The organism is Streptomyces bambusae (genome assembly GCF_019400985.1).
In the GTDB taxonomy this organism is placed as follows: domain Bacteria; phylum Actinomycetota; class Actinomycetes; order Streptomycetales; family Streptomycetaceae; genus Streptomyces; species Streptomyces bambusae_A.
This window is the reverse complement of sequence record NZ_WTFF01000126.1, coordinates 1-20,106: the sequence shown is the minus strand read 5'-3', so window position 1 is coordinate 20,106 and position 20,106 is coordinate 1. Positions and strand designations below refer to the sequence as shown.

Sequence of the window (20,106 nt, the reverse complement as noted above, 5' to 3'; positions counted from 1 at the left end):
ACTTGAAACTACATCATGATGCGCTGACGTGCTCGCAGATGTGACCCAGCCATGCTATACCCCGGGGTAAGCTGTGCGGAGGCGTCGAAGTTTTAAAAGAGAGAGGAGCTGGACCCGCCGGACCTGCCGGGGCCCGGCCGGGGCGTGCTGCGGTACGCGGACGGGCGGATGGTGCCGTTCCAGGGCGGCCGGGTGACCGGGCGGATCCCGCGGACGGCGACCCAGAGGCCGACTGTGGTGCCGGTGGAGTGGGACCGGATGGGCGATCCGCCGGCCCGCCGTCCGGTGCGCGAGCTGGGCAACGGCCCGACCGACCTCGCGCTGCTGGCCAGCGCCCTGGACCGGGCCTCCCACCTGGTCTCGGCGATACCGGTGCTGTTCCCGCCAGCCCCCTGACCGGCCCGCGCCGCGTTGTCCACCGTCATCCACTGTTATCCACAGGCGGTGACGCGGTATTGCGGGGGGTAGCCGGGTCGGCGTAGACCTGTGAGACAGGACACACCGCTGAGACAGGGCACACCACCGGCATCGGGGGGCACAACCATGCGCACGCAAGGCATCGGCCGTAGGACCACGCAGCGTATCGGCCGGACGACTCGGACCTGGACGGCGCTCGCCGCCGTGGGCGCACTCGCGCTCACGGGCTGCGGCGGAGACGCCGACGGTGACGGCTCGAAGGAGGACCCGCCTGCCGGTGGGTCGGGCACGCCGCGGGCGAGCGTGGAGTTACCGAAGCTGGCCGGGGAGAAGATCGAGGTCGCGGCCGTGTGGACGGGGCCCGAGCAGGAGAACTTCACCAAGGTCCTCAAGGAGTTCGAGAAGCGGACGGGTGCCACGGTCACCTTCGTCCCGGCGCAGGACCCGATCGTCACCTTCCTGGGCACGAAGGTGGCGGGCGGCCAGCCGCCGGACGTGGCACTGCTGCCGCAGGTCGGTGCGCTGGTGTCGGCCGTGCAGAACAAGTGGGCGCAGCCGCTGGGCCCCGAGGCGCAGGCACAGCTGGACAAGAACTACTCACCGGGCTGGAAGGCGCTGGGCGCGGTGGGCGGCACGCAGTACGGCGTGTACTACAAGGCCGCCAACAAGTCGCTGGTCTGGTACAACGCGAAGGCGTTCAAGGCGGCGGGCGCCCAGGTCCCCAAGACCTGGAAGGAGTTCCTGACCACCGCCGACACCGTGTCCGCCTCCGGGGTGCCCGCCGTGTCGGTGGGCGGCGCGGACGGCTGGACGCTGACCGACTGGTTCGAGAACATCTACCTCTCGCAGGCGGGCCCGGAGAAGTACGACAAGCTGGCCAAGCACGAGATCAAGTGGACGGACGACAGCGTCAAGCAGGCGCTGGCCACCCTCGCCGAGCTGTTCGGCCGCAAGGACTTCCTGGCGGGCGGCCAGAGCGGCGCGCTGGCCACCGAGTTCCCCAAGTCGGTGACGCAGACCTTCACGGGCGGTGAGCAGCCGGCCGCGGCGATGGTCTTCGAGGGCGACTTCGTGGCGGTCAACATCGCCCAGACCGAGGCCAGGATCGGCACGGACGCGCTGGTGTTCCCGTTCCCGGCGGTGGGGGCGAAGTCCCCGGTGGTCTCGGGCGGCGACGTGGCGGTGGCGCTGAAACCGTCGAAGGGGGCGCAGGCGCTGCTGACCTTCCTGGCCTCGCCGGACGCGGCGGAGATCCAGGCCCGCCAGGGCGGTTTCGTCTCCCCGAACAAGGCGGTGGACTTCGCGGCCTATCCGAACGACATCCAGCGCGACATAGCCAAGGCGCTGATCGCGGCGGGCGACGACTTCCGCTTCGACATGTCGGACCAGGCCCCGGCGGCCTTCGGCGGGACGCCCGGCGCGGGCGAGTGGAAGGCGCTGCAGGACTTCCTGAAGAACCCTGCCGACATCGCCGGGACCCAGGCCCGGCTGGAGGCGGACGCCGCCAAGGCCTACGGGCGCTGACGCCGTGGCCGGCGAGACGTTGGCCGGCCCGCCGCGCCCCCGCCCCGCCACGGGCGGCGGCGGGTGGCGCGGGCGGGCGGTGGCGGCGGGGTTCCTGCTTCCCGCGCTGGTGCTGCTCGGGGCGCTGGTGGTGCACCCCATCGGCTTCTCGCTCTACCGCAGCTTCTTCGACCGCTCCGGCGAGAGGTTCGTCGGTGTGGCCAACTACCAGGAGATCTTCGGAGACGAGACGATCCGCACCGCGCTGCGCAACACGCTGGTGTGGGTGGTGCTGGCGCCGACGACGGCGACGGTCCTCGGCCTGATCTTCGCGGTGCTCACCGAGCGGGTGCGCTGGGGCACGGCGTTCAAGCTGGTGGTGTTCATGCCGATGGCCATCTCGATGCTGGCGGCGGGGATCATCTTCCGGCTGGTCTACGAGGCGGACCCGGACCGGGGCGTGGCCAATGCCGTGTGGGTCGGGGTGCACGACACCTTCGCGGAGTCCTCGGCGTTCCCCAAGGCCCGGCCGGGCCGGGACTCGCCGCTGGTCGCGGCGGGCGGCGGGGCGTATGTGACGAAGGAGCCGGTGCGGGCCGGGGTGCCGGTGCTGCTGCCGCTCGTCGGCGTGGCCCCCGACGCCCTGCCCGAGGGGACGCAGCCCGCGGCCGCGTCGGCGGCCGAGCCCGGCAAGGTGACGGGCACGGCCTGGCAGGACTTCACCCGCGGCGGTGGCGGGCGGACCAACGCGGTGGACGCGACCGAGTCGGGTTACGCGGGCATGCGGATCGAGGCGGTCCGCGACGGCAAGGTGGTGGAGTCGGTCCGGGCCCGTTCGGACGGCACGTTCACGCTGTCGGCGAAGGCGGACGGGGCGGTGCTGCGGCTGCCCGCGGAGAACTTCCGCGAGGCGTACGCCGGCGTGGACTGGCTGGGTCCGGTGCTGGTCACCCCGTCCGTCATCGGCGCCTACGTGTGGATGTGGGCGGGCTTCGCGATGGTGCTGATCGGTGCCGGGCTGGCCGCGGTGCCCCGGGAGCTGCTGGAGGCGGCCCGGGTGGACGGGGCCGGCGAGTGGCAGGTGTTCCGCCGGATCACGGTGCCGCTGCTGGCGCCGGTGCTGGCGGTCGTCCTGGTCACCCTGGTCATCAACGTCATGAAGATCTTCGACCTGGTCTTCGTGATCGCCCCCGGCTCGGTGCAGGACGACGCGAACGTGCTCGCGCTCCAGCTGTACCGGACCTCGTTCGGCACGGACGCCGACCAGGGCCTGGGCAGTGCCATCGCGGTGCTGCTACTGGTGCTGGTGGTGCCGGTGATGCTCTACAACATCCGCCGGATGCGCCGGGAGGGACGCCGATGACCGCCGCCACGACCACGACACCCGTGGCCACCGCCACGACGGCGCCGGCGAAGGGCGGCGCGGCCTCCCGGCTCGCGGCCCGCGCCGGGGGCGGGGCGGTCCGCGTCTTCCTGGTGCTGGCCGCCCTGTTCTGGCTGCTGCCCACGCTCGGGCTGCTGCTGTCGTCGTTCCTCTCCCCCACCGACCTGAACGCGGCGGGCTGGTGGCAGGCGTTCACCGCGCCGGCCCGGCTGACCGCCGCCAACTACGCGAACCTGCTGTCGAACGAGACGATCACCGGCTCGCTGCTGAGCACGGTGGCCATCACCGTGCCGGCGACGCTGCTGGTGCTGGTGCTGGGCGCGCTCGCCGGGTACGCCTTCGCCTGGCTGGAGTTCCCCGGCCGGGACTGGCTGTTCCTGGTCGTGGTCGGGCTGCTCGTCGTCCCCGTACAGGTGGCGCTGATCCCGGTGTCCGAACTCTTCGGCGCGGTCGGCCTGTTCGAGACCACGGCCGGGGTGGTGCTGTTCCACGTCGCCTTCGGGCTGCCGTTCGCCGTGTTCCTGCTGCGCAACTTCTTCGCGGAGATCCCGCGCGAGCTGCTGGAGGCGGCCCGGCTCGACGGGGCGGGCGAGCTGCGGCTGTTCGCCCGGGTGGTGCTGCCGCTGGGCGGGCCGGCGATCGCCTCGCTGGGCATCTTCCAGTTCCTGTGGGTGTGGAACGACATGCTGGTGGCCCTGGTCTTCGCGGACTCGGCGCACCCGCCGGTCACGGTGGCGCTCCAGCAGCAGGTGCGGCAGTTCGGCAACAACATCGACGTACTGGCGCCGGGCGCGTTCCTGTCGATGGCCGTTCCGCTGGTGGTGTTCTTCGCGTTCCAGCGGCAGTTCGTCTCGGGGGTGATGGCCGGGGCGGTGAAGTGACGCACGGAGGTGACGCTGTGTAACCCGATTGCCGCACTTGGCGTAACCAGCTGAGGGGCGGGCCGGTTCTCGGGTCATATGCCCGCTCATATGCCCGCGCCGACCCCTGGATGTGCCGTGCCCCGGTTCAGCGTCATCGTGCCCGCGTACAAGGTCCAGGAGTACCTCCAGGAAGCTCTGGACTCCGTCCTGTCCCAGTCGTGCCCGGATCTCGAACTGATCGCCGTGGACGACGCCTCCCCGGACGCCTGCCCCGCGATCATCGACGAGTACGCGGCCCGCGACCCCCGGGTCACCGCCCTGCACCTGCCGCACAACAGCGGCCTGGGCCCGGCCCGCAACGCGGGTCTGGCCCGGGCCAGAGGCGACTACGTGGTCTTCCTCGACGGCGACGACACCCTGGCGCCCGGCGCACTCCAGGCGATCGCCGACCGGCTGAAGGCCACGGGCTCCCCGGACGTGCTGGTCTACGACTACGCGCGCACCTTCTGGACAGGCGAGGTGGTCCGCAACCGGCTCGCGCACCGCCTCGCCGAGGACGGCCCGGCCAGCTTCCGCCTCTCGGACCGGCCGGGGCTGCTGGGCATGCTGATGGTGGTGTGGAACAAGGCCTACCGCCGCGACTTCGTCGAGCGCGAGGGCCTGCGCTTCCCGCCCGGCTTCTACGAGGACACGCCCTGGACGTACCCGGCGCTGCTGGCAGCCGAGTCGGTGGCCGTGCTCGACCGGGTGTGCGTGCACTACCGCCAGCGCCGGACCGGTTCGATCCTGACCACCGCCACCCGGCGCCACCTGGACATCTTCGACCAGTACGAGCGGGTCTTCGGCTTCCTGGACCGGCGCCCGGAGCTGGCGCGGTGGCGGCCGACGGTGCACCGGCGGATGGCCGAGCACTTCTGCGCCCTGTACGCCGACCGGCGCCGGCTGCCGCGCACCTGCCGGGCGGAGTTCTTCCGCAGGGCCTCGGCGCTGCTGCGGGCGCACCGGACGCACGGCTCGGTCCCGGTGTCGGCGACCCGGACCGACCGGCTGCGGCACACCCTCATGCGGTGGGGGGTGCGGCGCACCTACCGGGTGCTGTCGGTGCTGCGGGCGGCGGGCCTGGCGGCGGGCCGGGGCGCGGCCGCGGCCGGGCGGGGCCTGCGTGAGGCGGCGCTGCGGCTGCACTACCGGATCCAGCGGATGCTGCCGCTGTACCCGGAGCTGGCGGTGTTCAGCGCGTACTGGCACGGCGGCTACGCCTGCAACCCGGCGGCGATCGAGGCGAAGCTGCGGGAGCTGGCGCCGCGGATGCGGACGGCCTGGATCTGCGACCCGGCGCACACGGGCACGCTGCCGCCCGAGACGGTCCCGCTGCGGCCGGGCTCGGCGGCGTACTGGACGGCGCTGGCCCGGGCCACGTACCTGGTCACGAACGTCAACGTCGACCGTGCGCTGGTCAAGCGGCGGGGCCAGGTCCTCGTGCAGACCCAGCACGGCACCCCGCTCAAGCGGGTGGGCCTGGACCTCCAGGACCGGCCGGCGGCGACCCCGACGACGGACTTCGCGGGCCTGCTGCGCGGCGCGGACCAGTGGGACTACCTGCTGTCGGCGAACCGCCACTCGACCCTGGTGTGGCAGAAGGCGGTACCGGCGGCGTACACGACGCTGGAGTACGGCTACCCGCGCAACGACGTCTTCCACCGGGCCGGCCCCGAGCGGGTGCGGGAGCTGCGCGAGCGCCTGGGCATCCCGGCCGGCGCGACGGCGGTCCTGTACGCGCCCACGCACCGCGACTACCGGCGCAGCCGGCCCGAGCACCTGGACTTCGAGCGGGTGCTGCGCGACCTCGGGCCGCGGTTCGTGCTGCTGGCGCGGGCCCATCTGACCTACGGCACGGGCCCGATGGCGCGCGATCCGCACCCGCGGCTGATCGACGTCTCGGCGTACCCGTCGGTCGAGGAGCTGTGCCTGGCCTCGGACGCGCTGGTGACGGACTACTCGTCGCTGATGTTCGACTACGCGGCCCTGGACCGGCCGATGGTCATCCACGCGGACGACTGGGAGGCCTACGAGGCCGCCCGCGGCACCTACTTCGACCTGCGCGGCTGCCCGCCCGGGGTGGTGGCGCGCACCGAGGACGAGCTGGTGGACATCTTCGCCACCGGCCACTGGCAGGGCTCGCGCTCGGCGCAGCTGCGCGCGGCGTTCCGGGCCCGCTTCTGCGCCCTGGACGACGGGCACGCGGCGGAGCGGGTGGTCCGGCGGGTGTTCCTGGGCCAGACCGCGGAACTGCCGCCGTTCGTCCCGCTGGAGGACCGCCGCCCGGCCCCGGCCGCCTCGGCGACGGGCCCTGCCGCGGCGGGGACCGGGGCGCGCCTGGCCGGCCTGGGCGCGGAGCGGTGGACGTAGAAGAGCGGTGGACGTAGAAGAGCGGTGGACGTAGAAGACCGGTGGCCGTAGGCCGCCGACCGCCGTAGGCCGCTGACCCGCAGGGCCCCGGGCGGCGACGCCCGGGCGGCCCCGCTAAACCGTTTCGACGGGCCCCTGGTCCGCCCGCAGGCCCGCCACCACCGAGCGGGCCAGGCCGTCCAGGTACGCGGCCGGGGCCCCGTCGCGTACGACGACCTGGCGCCAGTACAGCGGGCCGATCGCCAGGTCCAGGGCGTGGTCGGGGTCGGTGCCCGCGGGCAGCTCGCCGCGGGCCACGGCCTCGGCCACGATGCCCTCGGCCATCCGGCGCTGCCCCTCCAGGAGCGCGCCGCGCACCGCGTCCGCGATCTCCGGGTTGCGGGAGGCCTCGACCAGCAGGTCCGGGATCACCGCCGACGCCACCGGGTGGCGCAGCACGTGCGACATGACCTCCAGCAGCGCCCGCACGTCCCCGTAGAGCGAGCCGGTCTGCGGGACCGGCAGCCCGTCCACGGCGAACGCGCCGATCAGGTCCAGCACCAGGTGCAGCTTGGACTTCCAGCGGCGGTACACCGCCGTCTTGCCGACCCCGGCCCGGCGGGCGATCGCCTCGATCGACATCCGCGAGAACCCCACCGCGGCGAGCTCCTCCAGCACCGCCGCGCGGATCGCCTCCGTCACGTCCTCGCGCAGGACGGCGGCCCCCGCCGGGGCGCGGCGGGCGGGCGGGGTGGCGGCGGAGTCCGTGGTCATGGACAGAGCATAGCCGGGCACGCCGCCACTCCCCCGTCACGACGATACGGTTGCGTTCCGACGCACACGCCCCTACGCTCGCCGTAGCGACGATACGGACCCGTCCCGACGAAGAGTCGGCACACACGGGCGCCCATGCACACACCCCGGCGAAAGCGACCCCCGTGACCACGACCCTGACCGAACCGGCGGCGGAGCGGCTCAGCCCCGCCGAACTCGCGGCCGCCCACGGCCTGACCGTCAGCGGCGCCCGCCCCTCCCTCCCGGAGTACGTCCGGCAGCTGTGGAGCCGGCGCCACTTCGTGACGGCCTTCGCGACGGCCCGCATGGCCGCGACATACAGCACGGCCAAGCTGGGCCAGGTCTGGCACCTGGTGACCCCGCTGCTCAACGCGCTGGTCTACTACTTCATCTTCGGCATCATCATGAAGGCCAGCCACGGCGTCCCCGACTACGTGCCCTTCCTGATCACCGGCGTCTTCGTCTGGGACTTCATCGGCAGCTCCGTCAACGCCGGCACCCGCGCCATCCACTCCAACATCGGCCTGGTCCGCGCCCTGCACTTCCCCCGCGCCAGCCTGCCCATCTCCACCGTCGTACAGCTCTTCCAGCAGCTCATGGTGACCATGGCCGCCCTGGCGATCCTCCTGCTCACCTTCGGCCAGCTGCCGACCCCCAGCTGGCTCCTGGCAGTCCCGACCCTGGCACTGATGGCGGTCTTCGCGGCCGGCTGCGCCATGGTCATGGCCCGGATCGGCAGCAAGATGCCCGACGTCAGCCAGCTGATGCCCTTCGTCCTGCGGACCTGGATGTACTCCTCCGGCGTCATGTGGAGCATCGACCAGATGCTGGCGAACGACGCCTTCCCGCACTGGGTCTCGGTGGCACTCAAGATGAACCCCGCCGCCGTCTACATCGACCTGATGCGCTTCTCGCTCATCGACACCTTCCCGGCCCACGCCCTGCCGCCCCACGTCTGGGCGGTCGCGGCCGGCTGGGCCCTGCTCGCCGGAGTCGGCGGCTTCATCTTCTTCTGGAAGGCCGAGGAGGCGTACGGCCGTGGCTGACACGCGCGTTCCCACCGTCATCGCCGACGACGTCCACGTCGTCTACAAGGTCCACGGCGCCGGCAAGGGCAGGGGCAGCGCCACCGCCGCCCTCAGCCGGATCTTCTCCCGCGGGAAGGCCGAGAAGGGCGTGCGCGAGGTGCACGCCGTACGGGGCGTGAGCTTCACCGCGCACAAGGGCGAGGCCATCGGCCTCATCGGCTCCAACGGCTCGGGCAAGTCCACCCTGCTCAAGGCCGTCGCCGGCCTCCAGCCGGTCGCGGCCGGCAAGGTCTACTCGCACGGCCAGCCCTCCCTGCTCGGTGTCAACGCCGCCCTGATGAACGACCTCACGGGCGAACGGAACGTGATCCTCGGCGGCCTCGCGATGGGCATGACCAAGCAGCAGATCCGCGAGCGCTACCAGGAGATCGTGGACTTCTCCGGCATCAACGAGAAGGGCGACTTCATCTCCCTGCCCATGCGCACGTACTCCTCGGGCATGGGCGCCCGCCTGCGATTCTCCATCGCCGCGGCCAAGGACCACGACGTCCTGATGATCGACGAGGCCCTGGCCACGGGCGACGCCGCCTTCCAGCGCCGCAGCCAGAAACGCATCGAGGAACTCCGCGCCACGGCGGGCACGGTCTTCCTGGTCAGCCACTCCCTGTCCACGGTCCGCGAAACCTGCGACCGAGCGATCTGGCTGGAACGGGGCGAGCTCCGCATGGACGGGCCGGTGGGCGAGGTCTGCGACGCGTACGAGGCCTTCACGAACGCCTGAGAACCTGAGAACGCCTGAGCGCCCTCAGTCCAAGGCCTTGCCGAAGTGGAAGGCGATGACACCCATGCGCTCGCGGAAGTAGAAGCGATGGGCCTCGGCCCGCTGCGTTCCGGAGTCGAGGTCCAGCAGGCTGCACCCCGCGGCCCGGGCCCGCTCCTCCAGGTAGCCGAGCAGGGCCCGCCCCACACCGCCGGACCGCGCGTGCGCGGCGGTCACCAGGTCGTCCACGTAGAGCTTGCGGCCATCGACGGTGTTGGCCATCAGGCGCCACCCGGCCGCCCCGACGCACGTCCCGTCCGCGTCGTACACGGCGGTGAACCGCAGCCCCTGCGCATGGCCTTCCGCGTAGACCTCGCCCAGCAGGTCGGCGGTGAGATGCGGACGCAGTTCGCGCAGCACCGGGAGCATGTCCTCAACCAGCCGCTGGTCCCCGGGCTCCAGGTCGATGATCTTCATACGAGCACCGTAACGGCCCACTAGCTGCCCGTACCAAGCTTTTGTACGGGTTCACGCTCTGGACAGGGCCGGTCACGGCACGTAACGCTGAGTGTCATGGTGAGCGAGGACAGTGACAGCGCGCATCTGCGCGAGTTCGGCCAGATCGTCAAAGGCTCCAGGAAGCGCATGCACCTAACACAGGAGCAACTGGCCGTCGAGATGGGTTACTCCGTCGAATACGTGGGCTCCGTGGAGCAGGGCCGACGGCACCCGTCGGCAAAGTTCGTGGCCGAAGCGGAACACGCGCTCGACGCATACGGAGTGATCCGCGTGGCGGCGAAACGGCTCAACAGGGAGCGAGGATTGGCTTCTTGGTTCCACCGGTGGGCGGAACTGGAGGAGAGGGCCGTCGCCCTCAACACGTACGAGTGCCGACTCGTACCGGGGCTGTTACAGCCGGAGTCGTACGCCCGGGCCATCATCGAGAACACTCCGCCGCCTACGACGTCGGACGGCGTGGAGGCCATGGTCACGGCCCGCCTGGAACGACAGAAGCTGCTCCAGCGCGTGCCCCTGATCGCCTTCAACTTCATCATCGAGCAATCGGTGATCGAGCGGCGGATCGGCGGGCCGAAAGTGACGCGGGAGGTAATCGACCGGCTGCTGGAGTGCGCGAAGCTGCCCAACGTAGACATCCAGATCATGCCCACGGTCCAGCCCAAGCACGCGGGTACCGACGGCCCGTTCCAGCTCCTCGAAACCGAGGAACACGAGTGGCTGGGGTACACCGAGGGACCCAAGATGGGCCAGGTGATCAGCTCCCCGAAGGACCTCAGCACCCTGCACCAGCAGTATGCAAAACTTCGCTTCCAGGCCCTCAACCCGGCGGACTCCGTGGGCCTGTTGGAGCGAATGCGAGGATCTCTGTGAACTGGTTCAAGAGCAGCTACAGCAGCAGCCAGGGCGACAGCTGCGTGGAAGTCGCGCTCTCCTGGCACAAGTCCACGTACAGCAGCGGTGACGGCGACAACTGCGTAGAGGTCGCGCCCTGCGCCGACACCGTCCACGTCCGGGACTCCAAGGTCAAGGCCGGGCCCGAGCTGGCCCTCACCCCCCAGGCCTGGACGCGCTTCCTGGAGCACGCCACCGCGTAAGGCGACCCCCACGACGCGAGGCCGCAGCTCGAAGGAGCTGCGGCCTCGCCGTCTCGGCTAGCTGGCTGCCCGGCTGCGCCTGAGGGCGTAGAAGGTGATGCCGGCGAGCACCAGGACCCCGGCGCCGATGCCGATCGGGAGTGCGAGCCGGCCCACGGGCGAGGCGTCGTCCTTCGCGGCAGCGGTCGGGCTCGGGCCCTGCTTGTCGGAGCCGTTCGCGCCGGGCTGTGACGGGCCCTGGGCGGTGTCGTCGCCGAAGTGGAACACCGGGCTGTTTCCGGAGCGGGGTGTGCCGGAGATGTCCACGGTCAGCGAGATCGGTACGACGATGCCCTTCGCCTTGGCGTGCGGCTCGGCGACCTGCGCCTGGATGTAGTACGTGCCGGGCACGTCGTATCCCTTGGAGTCGGAGCTCTTCGCCTCGTCCTGGTCGGTGACCTCCCAGGGCCCGCAGACCCGCTCGATGTGCCCGGTCCTGCCCGCGAGGAGCTCGGTCAAGCGGTTGTCCTTGTTGCACTGCGTCGACTCGCGCTGGGCGTTGTAGACGGTGACGGCCCACCCGGCGGTGGCGGAGTCGGGGAAGTCGGCCGGGATGTCCACGCCGGCCTTGACCGTCAGCTTCTGGCCCGCCTTCAGCTCCACCCGCCAGAAGGGGGCCTCGCCGACGGCGATGGACTGCCGGTGGGTGCCCGGTCCTATCGGGGTGGCGCTGTTGAAGGAGAAGCCGCCCTCGGCGTCGGCCCCGGTGCGGGGCTGCGGAGTCCGCGCGCCCGCCCCCTGGGTGGTCTTGTCGGCGATGCCGACGAGGAGCTCGACGGGCATCGGCTTGTCGCCGGACTTGGTCACCTTGTTCTCGACCACGATGCAGCCGGTGTCGTCCGGCGCGGGCGTCTCGTTGCCGGATCCGGGCTTGCTGCGGCCTCCGGTGGAGATGATGTTCGCCCACCCCATCGACTGGTCGAACTCCCGCAGCCAGGCGCGGGGTTCACCGTCGCCCGGCGGGCCGGCCGCGACCGTGATGATGGAACCGCGCGAGTACCCCTCCTCGGCGACGGCGGTGGCGCTCACCTGGAGCCGCTGGTCCGGCCGCTTCTTGACCTTGTAGTAGAGGTCGCGGCCGCCGGTGAACCTGTCCAGGTACTGGCCGGGCGTGACCAGCGGGGCGTCCTGGCAGCCGGCCAGGGAGCCCGCGACCGGCTTTCCGGTGGCGTGGTAGGTCCGCCACCCCTTGCGGAACAGGGTGCCCAGGTTGGCGGTCAGCGAGTCGGCGTCCTCGGCGTCCGCGTACGACCCGCCGGTCGCGTCGGCGATGCACTTCAGCTGCGTACGTGCCGAGGAGGGCGTCCGGAACCCGACCACGTCCACGGCGAGGTCGATTCCCTGCGCCTTGAGCTCGCGGGCCACCTCGCACGGAGGCGGCGGCGCACAGGTGTCGTCGCCGTCCGAGACCAGGACGATGCGGCGCTTGCCGCTCGTGCCGAGGTCCTTGGCGGCTTCGCGGAGCGAGACGCCGATCGGGGTGAACCCGACCGCCTTGAAGCCCGCGACCCGCTGCTTGGCGTCGGCACGCGCCGCCTTGTCCATCGGCGTGACCGGCAGGACCTGCTGCGTGTCGGCGCAGCCTTGCTTCTTGTCCTGTCCGGGATACGTGGCGCCGTAGACGCGCAGTCCCAGCGGGGCCTGTTCGGGGGCGGTGTCGATGATCCGGGTGACCGCCTGCTTGGCGGCGGCGAGGCGCGTCTGGCCGCCGGCGTCGTTCTCGTTCATCGACCCGGACAGGTCGAGGACGAGGTCGATCCGGGCAGGGTCCGGGGCCTCGGGTGATGCGGGGGAGGCGCTCGCGGTCGCCGCCGGCGACAGCAGCGCGCCGAGCAGCAGCACGGAAACAGCGGCGAGCACGCGTCGTCGGCGTGGTCTTGAATACATGAAGGTGATCTCCAGGAGGTGTACCTGTCGGTCTCTTGGCATGCGCCGGTCACGGAAGGGGACGATAAGCAGATGCGAATGGTTCCATGATCCTGACGGCTGGCACAGCCCTGGCACCTCTGGCGCGGCGGGTGGAGGAATCGTTCCGATCGCAACCCTCTGAACGCAACCCCCTGAACGCAACCCCTGAACACAACCCTCTGAACGCAACCCCTGAACACAACCCTCTGAACGCAACCCCCTGGACACGCCAAGGCCCCGGCCCCCGGACGGAATCCGGGGGCCGGGGCCTTGGCGTTACGTCGGCCTGCCGACGACGGCCGCGCGGCCGCGGCCGCTAGGCGTGGGCCCGCAGGAGCGAGCGCATCGTGCGCATGGCGACGGAGAGGTTCGCCAGGTCGAAGTCGTCCGAGCCCCGGATCTCGTCCAGGGTCGTCCGGGCCCGGCCCAGGAGCGCCGCGTTCTTCTCCTCCCAGGCCTGGAAGCGCTGCTCGGGAGTCGACTGGCCGTTGCCCACCGACAGCACGTCCGCCGTGAGGGCGGCGTGCGCGGCGAACAGGTCCTCGCGGATGGCGGCGCGGGCCATGGACTGCCAGCGGTCGGAGCGCGGCAGCTCGATGATCCGGTCCATCAGCTGGCTGATGTTGAGCCGGTCGGCGAGGTCGTAGTAGACCTCGGCGACGTCCAGCGGGTCCTTGCCGACGCGGTCCGCGATCGCGACCACGTCGAGCGCCGGGAAGGCGGAGGAGAAGCCGGCCACCTTGGCGGCGAGCTCCTCGGGGACGCCCGCGTCCGTCAGCTCGTCCACGATCGACTGGTACCAGTCCAGGTCCGCGCCGCGCACCAGCTTGGGCAGATCCGACCAGACCTGCGCGACCCGCTCGCCGAAGAAGGCGATCGTCTCGGTGATCTGGAGCGGCTGCGGCCGGTTGTTGAGCAGCCAGCGGGTGCCGCGCTCGGCCAGCCGCCGCGAGTGCAGCCGGATGCGGGTCTGGACGTCGGCCGCGACCTTGTTGTCCAGGGCCTCGACGGCGTCCCAGACCTCGGCCAGGCCGAAGATCTCGCGGGCCGACAGCTGCGCCCGGACGATCTCCTCCGTGGAGGCGCCGGTCTCCTCGCGCAGGCGGTGCAGGAAGGTCGAGCCACCGGTGTTGACGGTGTCGTTGACCAGCAGCGTCGTGACGATCTCGCGGCGCAGCGCGTGGGCGTCGATCTGCTCGGGGAACTTCTCGCGCAGGGCGCCCGGGAAGTACTGGTGCAGCAGGGTGCGCAGGTACGGGTCGTCCGGCAGCTCGGTGTGGATGAGCTCGTCCGCCGTGGTGATCTTGGTGTAGGCGAACAGGACGGCCAGCTCCGGCTGGGTCAGGCCCCTGTTGTTGTTCAGCAGCTCGCGGATCTGCCGGTCGTTGGGCAGGAACTCCAGCGCGCGGTCCAGCTTGCCGTCCCGGCCCAGGCGGCGCATGAAGCGCTGCTGGGCGTGCAGCAGGCTCGGGGCCTGGGCGGTGCCGTTGGCCAGGGCCGTGTTCTGCGCGTAGTTGTTGCGCAGCACCAGCGTGCCGACCTCGTCGGTCATCTCGGCGAGCAGCTTGTTGCGCTGCTTGACGGTCATGTCCCCGTCGGAGACGACGGCGTTCAGCAGGATCTTGATGTTCACCTCGTGGTCGGAGGTGTCCACGCCCGCGCTGTTGTCGATGGCGTCGGTGTTGACCTTGCCGCCCTCGCCGCCGGCGCCGGAGCGGGCGAACTCGATCCGGCCCAGCTGGGTCAGGCCCAGGTTGCCGCCCTCGCCGACGACCTTCACGCGCAGCTCGGAGCCGTTGACGCGGATGGCGTCGTTGGCCTTGTCGCCGACGTCCGCGTGCGTCTCGGCCGTCGCCTTGACGTACGTACCGATGCCGCCGTTCCACAGCAGGTCCACGGGGGCCTTGAGGATGGCCTGCATCAGCTCGGCCGGGGTCAGCTTGGTGACGCCGGAGTCGATGCCGAGGGCCTCGCGCACCTGCGCGTTGACCGGGATGGACTTGGCGGAACGCGGGTGGATGCCGCCGCCCGGGGAGAGCAGGTCGGTGTCGTAGTCGGCCCACGAGGAGCGGGGCAGCTCGAACAGCCGGCGGCGCTCGGCGTAGGAGGTGGCGGAGTCCGGGTGCGGGTCGAGGAAGATGTGCCGGTGGTCGAAGGCGGCGACCAGGCGGATGTGCTCGGAGAGCAGCATGCCGTTGCCGAAGACGTCACCGGACATGTCGCCGACGCCGACGACCGTGAAGTCCTCGGTCTGGGTGTCGTGGCCCAGCTCGCGGAAGTGCCGCTTGACGGACTCCCAGGCACCGCGGGCGGTGATGCCCATGCCCTTGTGGTCGTAGCCGGCCGAGCCGCCGGAGGCGAAGGCGTCGCCGAGCCAGAAGCCGTACGACTCCGCGACGCCGTTGGCGATGTCGGAGAAGGTCGCGGTGCCCTTGTCGGCGGCGACGACGAGGTAGGTGTCGTCCTCGTCGTGGCGGACCACGTCCTTCGGCGGCACGACCTCGCCGCCGACCAGGTTGTCGGTGATGTCGAGCAGCGCCGAGATGAAGATCTTGTACGAGGCGATGCCCTCGGCGAGCCACGCGTCGCGGTCCACCGACGGGTCCGGCAGGTTCTTGGCGACGAAGCCGCCCTTGGCGCCCACCGGCACGATGACGGTGTTCTTGACCATCTGCGCCTTGACCAGGCCGAGGATCTCCGTACGGAAGTCCTCACGGCGGTCGGACCAGCGCAGGCCGCCTCGGGCGACCTTGCCGAAGCGCAGGTGCACGCCCTCGACGCGCGGCGAGTACACCCAGATCTCGAAGGCCGGGCGGGGCGCCGGCAGGTCCGGGATGGCCTGCGGGTCGAACTTCATCGAGACGTAGGCGTGCGGCTCGCCGGCCGCCGTCATCTGGAAGAAGTTGGTCCGCAGCGTCGCCTTGATCAGCGTGAGGAAGGAGCGCAGGATACGGTCCTCGTCCAGCGAGGCGACCTGGTCCAGGGCCCCGTCCAGCTCCTCCAGCATGGCGTCGACGAGCTCGCTGCCGGCGGCCTGGCGGCCGGGCGACATGCGGGCCTCGAAGAGGGAGACCAGCAGGCGGGTGGTGTGGACGTTGTTGCGGAGGGTGTCCTCCATGTAGTCCTGGCTGAAGGTGGAGCCGGCCTGGCGCAGGTACTTGGCGTACGCGCGCAGGACGACGGCCTGCCGCCAGGTCAGCCCGGCGCTCAGCACCAGGGTGTTGAAGTTGTCGTTCTCCGCCTCGCCCGTCCAGACGGCCGCGAAGGCGTCCTGGAAGCGCTCGCGGGCGTCGTCGCCGATGTGGTCGCCGGCGGTCGGCATCCGCAGGCCGAAGTCGTAGACCCACGCGACCGAGCGGTCGGCGCAGCGCAGCTCGTACGGGCGCTCGTCGGTGACCTCGACGCCCAGGCGGTTGAGCACCGGCAGGACCGCGGACAGGGAGACCGGGTCGCCCGTGCGGTAGATCTTGAAGCGGCGCTCGCCGGCGCCCGCGCCGACCGGCTCGTACAGCGAGAGGGCGAAGTCGCGGTCGGTGCCGCGCAGCTTCTCCAGGTGCACGAGGTCGGAGACGGCGGCGCGCGGGGTGTGGTCGGACTTGTAGCCCTCGGAGAAGGCACCGCCGTAGCGGCGCAGCAGCTCCGCGGCGCGCTCCTCGCCGAGCTCGGCGGTCAGCGCCTGGTCGAAGCCGTCGGACCAGGAGCGGGCCGCCTCGACGAGGCGCTGCTCCAGGCGCTCGGCGTCGGCGTCGGTGAGCACGTGCAGCTCGGTGCCCTGCGGGACGCGGACGACGAAGTGGATGCGGGAGAGGATCGACTCGGTGTTCCAGGCGGTGAAGTCGACGCTGGTGCCGCCGAGCTCCTCCCGGAGGATGTCCATCAGGCGCAGCCGGACACCGGTGGTGAAGCGGTCGCGCGGCAGGTAGACGAGGGCCGAGTAGTAGCGGCCGTACTCGTCCTGGCGCAGGTACAGCCGCAGCCGGCGGCGCTCCTGCAGGTACAGGACGGAGGTGGCGATCTCGCGGAGCTTGTCGACGGGGGTCTGGAACAGCTCGTCGCGCGGGTAGGTCTCCAGGATCTGGAGCAGGTCGCGGCCGTCGTGGCTGCTCGGCGCGAAGCCGGCGCCCTCCAGCACCTCGGCGACCTTGCGGCGGATCACCGGGACGCGGCGCACGGACTCGGTGTACGCGGCGGAGGAGAACAGGCCGAGGAAGCGGCGCTCGCCGACCACGTTGCCGTCGGCGTCGAACTTCTTCACGCCCACGTAGTCGAGGTACGAGGGGCGGTGCACGGTGGCGCGGCTGTTGGCCTTCGTCAGGATCAGCAGCTTGTGCTCGCGGGCCTTGGCGCGGGCGTCGGCGGGCAGCCGGCTGAAGGACGGCGAGACCGGGTGGGCGTGGTGGTCGTCGCCGCTGTGGTGCGGGTCGGAGCGCAGGATGCCGAGGCCGGTGCCCGGGACGGCGGCGAGGGCGTCGCCGTCGACCAGGTTGTACTCGCGGTAGCCGAGGAAGGTGAAGTGGTCGTCGGAGAGCCAGCGCAGCAGCTCGCGGGCCTCTTCGAGCTCGTGCTCGCGCAGGTCGGAGGCGGTGGGCTCCTCGGAGAGCTGGTCGGCGATGCGCAGCGCGGTGTCGCGCATCTTCTCCCAGTCCTCGACGGCCTCGCGGACGTCGGACAGGACGCGCAGCAGGTCGGACGTGATCTGCTTGAGGTCGCCCTTGTCGGTCTCGCGGTCGATCTCGACGTGGATCCACGACTCGACGAGGGCGTCGTGCGGACGCGCGGTCCGCGGGCCGTGGGCATCGCAGTCGGGGCCGAGGATCTCGATCAGCTTGCCGGTGACGTCGCGGCGGACGACGACCTGCGGGTGGACCACGAGGTGGATGCCGCGGCCGACGCGGGAGAGCTCGTTGGTCACGCTGTCGACGAGGAAGGGCATGTCGTCGGTGACGACCTCGACGACCGAGTGGCTGGAGGTCCAGCCGTTCTCCTCGACGGTCGGGGTGTGGACGCGCACGTTGGCCGTGCCCTGCGGGCGCTTCTCTGCGAGCCGGTAGTGGGAGAGGGCCGCGCCGAAGACGTCGACCGGGTCGCGGTCGCTGAGGTCCTCGGGGGCGGTGTGCAGGTAGTAGCGCTGGAGGTAGTTGAGCACGGTGTCCTGGTCCGGACTCTCCGCCTGCTCGGACCCAGTCGGAAGTAGCCCCCCGGCCGGGCTGTTCTCAGCTACCCGTGCCGCCCGCGCGAGCAGCTCGGCCTTTGCTTCGTCCAGCTTGGTCTGCATGTCCTCATGGCTCCTGTCGCGCGCCGTTGCGTGACGTAGGTGAAGGAAGGAATGGCGTAGCGCCGCCGCCGCGATGCGGGAGGTGTCCGTCCGGAACCGGCGCCTGGCCGTCGAGAGAAGCGACCGGAAGGTAATCGGCCATGATCGGCACGGTGTTCCGGCAGCGGGGACCAGCGAGGGCCCGGGCACGGAGGTGCACCGGGCGCAGGCCAGGGGCAACGGTGCCCCCGATGACTATCGCGCTGATCACGGGTACAAGGCTATCTCGCCCTACCCCCCGCTCGTCATTCACTGCATCTGTACAAATCCTGGGCCGGAACTTTGACACTCTGGCCAGCGACGTGGGGCGCGCCGCGTGCCAGTACCTATTCGGCTACATATTCGGCCAGCTCGCGGGCTGCGCGGACGGCGTCGGCCAGGGTGTCCACGACGGGCACTCCGGCTGATTCCAGGCTTGCGCGGCTGTGCGAGCCGCCGGTGTAGAGCACGGCCCGCGCGCCCACGTGCGCGGCGGCCGTGGCGTCGTCCACGGCGTCGCCGATGAGGACCGTACGCGAGGCCGTCACGCCCGTCGGGGCGAGGGCCTGCAGATGACGTACGAGATGTCCCGCCTTCGACGTGTGCGAGGGGCCGGTACGGCCGTCGACCCGGACGAAGTGGCCCTCGATGCCGTGGGTGCGCACGAGCGGGACCAGGCGGTCGTGGGGCGCCAGCGACAGCAGGGACTGGCTGAGGCCCTGGCGCTGCCAGTCGGCCAGGAGGAGGGCGGCCCCGTCGGCGAGGCCGGCGTTCTCGGCGGCGGCCCAGTAGTGCCGGTGGAAGGTGTCGTCCATGACGAGCCACTCCTCCTCGGTGGGCAGCCGCCCCATGATCCGCTCGTAGAACTTCGGCACGGGTACGACGTACAGGTCGCGGTACTCCGCCAGGGTCAGCGGGGCGAAGCCGAACTCGGCGAAGGAGGCGTTCGTGGCGACGAGGACGGCGTCCACGTCGTGCAGGAGCGTGCCGTTCCAGTCCCAGACGATGTGCGGCGGGCCGGCGCTGCCGGCGGGCGGGCCGGCGGGTATGTCCACGGGGGTGTTCATGGGGGTGTTCATGTTCATGCGAGCAGCCCCGGGATCTCCTGGACGCCGAACCACAGCAGCTCGTGGTCCTCGGCGCCGTCCACGGTGAACTGCGCGTCGTCGTCCCCCGCGTCGGCGGCCGCCAGCGCGGCGGCGGCCGCGGTGACATCGGCCTCGGCGTCGCCGGCGTCGACGTGCACGGCGGCGGCGCGGGCGAGGCGGACGGGGTCGGCGAGGGTCACCTGGCCGAGCGTGGCCTCGTCCACGCCGGGGGTGGCGGAGGCGTCCTTGTCGGCGACGTCCACGGCCACGACGACGCGGCGGCGGGGCGCGGCGGAATCCGCGGCGATCATCCGCAGGGAGGCGAGGGCGGCCCGGCTGAGGGCGGCGTACTCCAGTTCCTCGATGTCGTCGGAGACGTACCACTCGCGCAGGCCGGGGGTGACGGCGTACGCGCGCAGCGGCGCGGGGCCCAGCTCGCCCGCCTTGTGCGCCTCGGCGAGCCCGGGGAGGGTCAGGGGGACGTACACGCGCATGGCCGGCTGCTTTCGGTAGTCGGGAACGCCCTCAGGATACGGCCCCGGACCCCGCCGGGGATTCAGCCGTACGGCGTACCCGGCGAGTAACCCTTCGGCGGTGCGGGCCCGCCGAGGGCACCGTCCACCGGGCGCCACCGCCCGGGCTTCCGCCCGCCCCGACCCCGACCCCGGCCACCCGGATAGGTGAACCTGCCCGCCACGGCCCTCCCCCGGCCCGGACCGTTGCGGAGCGTAGCCGCCAGCCGTAGAAGGTCACCACAAGTTACCGCCCGGTACTGCCCGGGCCCGACTTCCGCGGGGGCGACCACATGGACGACACGACGACGAACGCGACGACCGACACCGTGACGGACACCGTGACGGGCGCCGACCGGGTCCCGCGACAGACCCGCAGGCCGGCCGCCGGCAGCGGCGTGGCCCAGGGGACGGACCGGCACGGTCACGTAGCCCCGCCTCCGCCCCCGCTCGCCGGGGCGGGCGCTGCGGGCAGTGGCGGAGGCGTGGGGCCCGCGGCCCCCAGGGCCGTGCCG

14 protein-coding genes and 2 pseudogenes are annotated in these 20,106 nt (G+C 71.5%); 10 read left to right on the top strand and 6 right to left on the bottom strand.

The features are described from left to right. Window positions 1-117: 117 nt before the first annotated feature. From GPJ59_RS18680 to GPJ59_RS18660, 5 genes and pseudogenes are all read left to right on the top strand, one after another. Window positions 118-396 (top strand): annotated as a pseudogene (locus tag GPJ59_RS18680) (FtsK/SpoIIIE domain-containing protein); the annotation flags it as partial. A 147-nt stretch (window positions 397-543) separates the two neighbouring features. Continuing rightward, the gene (locus tag GPJ59_RS18675) at window positions 544-1,941 is read left to right on the top strand and encodes an ABC transporter substrate-binding protein (RefSeq protein WP_219668333.1); all 1,398 of its coding nucleotides are present in this window, start codon (window positions 544-546) and stop codon (window positions 1,939-1,941) included. Window positions 1,942-1,960: 19 nt separating this feature from the next. After that, on the top strand, window positions 1,961-3,283 hold the full coding sequence (locus GPJ59_RS18670) for a carbohydrate ABC transporter permease (RefSeq protein WP_258024593.1): 1,323 nt from the start codon (window positions 1,961-1,963) through the stop codon (window positions 3,281-3,283). Next, entirely contained in the window at window positions 3,280-4,185 is a 906-nt protein-coding gene (locus GPJ59_RS18665; protein WP_219668331.1) for a carbohydrate ABC transporter permease, read from the top strand. The genes GPJ59_RS18670 and GPJ59_RS18665 overlap by 4 nt, the downstream gene beginning before the upstream one ends. A gap of 117 nt (window positions 4,186-4,302) precedes the next feature. Continuing rightward, the gene (locus GPJ59_RS18660; protein WP_219668330.1) at window positions 4,303-6,576 is read left to right on the top strand and encodes a bifunctional glycosyltransferase/CDP-glycerol:glycerophosphate glycerophosphotransferase; all 2,274 of its coding nucleotides are present in this window, start codon (window positions 4,303-4,305) and stop codon (window positions 6,574-6,576) included. Window positions 6,577-6,690: 114 nt separating this feature from the next. On the opposite strand, the gene GPJ59_RS18655 is transcribed toward GPJ59_RS18660, so the two are convergent. Beyond that, window positions 6,691-7,329, bottom strand: a complete 639-nt coding sequence (locus GPJ59_RS18655; protein ID WP_219668329.1) for a TetR/AcrR family transcriptional regulator — start codon at window positions 7,327-7,329, stop codon at window positions 6,691-6,693. 164 nt (window positions 7,330-7,493) lie between these two features. Between GPJ59_RS18655 and GPJ59_RS18650 the strand changes: the two genes are divergently transcribed. Together GPJ59_RS18650 and GPJ59_RS18645 are read left to right on the top strand one after the other, a co-directional pair. After that, window positions 7,494-8,396, top strand: a complete 903-nt coding sequence (locus tag GPJ59_RS18650; RefSeq protein WP_219668328.1) for an ABC transporter permease — start codon at window positions 7,494-7,496, stop codon at window positions 8,394-8,396. After that, window positions 8,389-9,159 (top strand): ABC transporter ATP-binding protein, encoded by a 771-nt coding sequence (locus GPJ59_RS18645; RefSeq protein WP_219668327.1) that lies wholly within the window; start codon window positions 8,389-8,391, stop codon window positions 9,157-9,159. Before GPJ59_RS18650 ends, GPJ59_RS18645 begins: the two co-directional genes overlap by 8 nt. A 24-nt stretch (window positions 9,160-9,183) precedes the next feature. Here the strand turns inward: GPJ59_RS18645 and GPJ59_RS18640 are convergent, their stop codons facing one another. Continuing rightward, window positions 9,184-9,615, bottom strand: a complete 432-nt coding sequence (locus GPJ59_RS18640; protein WP_219668326.1) for a GNAT family N-acetyltransferase — start codon at window positions 9,613-9,615, stop codon at window positions 9,184-9,186. Window positions 9,616-9,711: 96 nt separating this feature from the next. Here GPJ59_RS18640 and GPJ59_RS18635 point away from each other — a divergent pair, with 96 nt between their 5' ends. Beyond that, window positions 9,712-10,527, top strand: coding sequence for a helix-turn-helix domain-containing protein (locus GPJ59_RS18635; protein ID WP_219668325.1), 816 nt, complete (start codon window positions 9,712-9,714; stop codon window positions 10,525-10,527). Next, window positions 10,524-10,751: a DUF397 domain-containing protein gene (locus tag GPJ59_RS18630; RefSeq protein ID WP_308120361.1), complete on the top strand. Its 228-nt coding sequence runs from the start codon at window positions 10,524-10,526 to the stop codon at window positions 10,749-10,751. The genes GPJ59_RS18635 and GPJ59_RS18630 overlap by 4 nt, the downstream gene beginning before the upstream one ends. Window positions 10,752-10,808: 57 nt before the next feature. On the opposite strand, the gene GPJ59_RS18625 is transcribed toward GPJ59_RS18630, so the two are convergent. From GPJ59_RS18625 to GPJ59_RS18610, 4 genes are all read right to left on the bottom strand, one after another. Then, the gene (locus GPJ59_RS18625; RefSeq protein WP_219668324.1) at window positions 10,809-12,650 is read right to left on the bottom strand and encodes a vWA domain-containing protein; all 1,842 of its coding nucleotides are present in this window, start codon (window positions 12,648-12,650) and stop codon (window positions 10,809-10,811) included. Window positions 12,651-13,014: 364 nt separating this feature from the next. Further along, complete coding sequence (locus tag GPJ59_RS18620; protein ID WP_219668323.1) at window positions 13,015-17,973, bottom strand: NAD-glutamate dehydrogenase; 4,959 nt, start codon at window positions 17,971-17,973, stop codon at window positions 13,015-13,017. A 365-nt stretch (window positions 17,974-18,338) separates the two neighbouring features. Next, window positions 18,339-19,058, bottom strand: a complete 720-nt coding sequence (locus GPJ59_RS18615) for an HAD family hydrolase (RefSeq protein ID WP_219668334.1) — start codon at window positions 19,056-19,058, stop codon at window positions 18,339-18,341. A 14-nt stretch (window positions 19,059-19,072) separates the two neighbouring features. Continuing rightward, complete coding sequence (locus GPJ59_RS18610) at window positions 19,073-19,573, bottom strand: DUF6912 family protein (protein ID WP_219668322.1); 501 nt, start codon at window positions 19,571-19,573, stop codon at window positions 19,073-19,075. Window positions 19,574-19,884: 311 nt separating this feature from the next. Here GPJ59_RS18610 and GPJ59_RS18605 point away from each other — a divergent pair. Next, a pseudogene (locus tag GPJ59_RS18605) lies at window positions 19,885-20,106 on the top strand (hypothetical protein); the annotation flags it as partial.

What these genes read in the sequence shown, in the direction of transcription:
- GPJ59_RS18675 (WP_219668333.1), top strand. Translation starts at nt 544, where the DNA reads ATGCGCACGCAAGGCATCGGCCGTAGGACCACGCAGCGTATCGGCCGG.
- GPJ59_RS18665 (WP_219668331.1), top strand. Translation starts at nt 3,280, where the DNA reads ATGACCGCCGCCACGACCACGACACCCGTGGCCACCGCCACGACGGCG.
- GPJ59_RS18655 (WP_219668329.1), bottom strand. Translation starts at nt 7,329, where the DNA reads ATGACCACGGACTCCGCCGCCACCCCGCCCGCCCGCCGCGCCCCGGCG.
- GPJ59_RS18640 (WP_219668326.1), bottom strand. Translation starts at nt 9,615, where the DNA reads ATGAAGATCATCGACCTGGAGCCCGGGGACCAGCGGCTGGTTGAGGAC.
- GPJ59_RS18635 (WP_219668325.1), top strand. Translation starts at nt 9,712, where the DNA reads ATGGTGAGCGAGGACAGTGACAGCGCGCATCTGCGCGAGTTCGGCCAG.
- GPJ59_RS18620 (WP_219668323.1), bottom strand. Translation starts at nt 17,973, where the DNA reads ATGCAGACCAAGCTGGACGAAGCAAAGGCCGAGCTGCTCGCGCGGGCG.
- GPJ59_RS18615 (WP_219668334.1), bottom strand. Translation starts at nt 19,058, where the DNA reads ATGAACACCCCCGTGGACATACCCGCCGGCCCGCCCGCCGGCAGCGCC.
- GPJ59_RS18610 (WP_219668322.1), bottom strand. Translation starts at nt 19,573, where the DNA reads ATGCGCGTGTACGTCCCCCTGACCCTCCCCGGGCTCGCCGAGGCGCAC.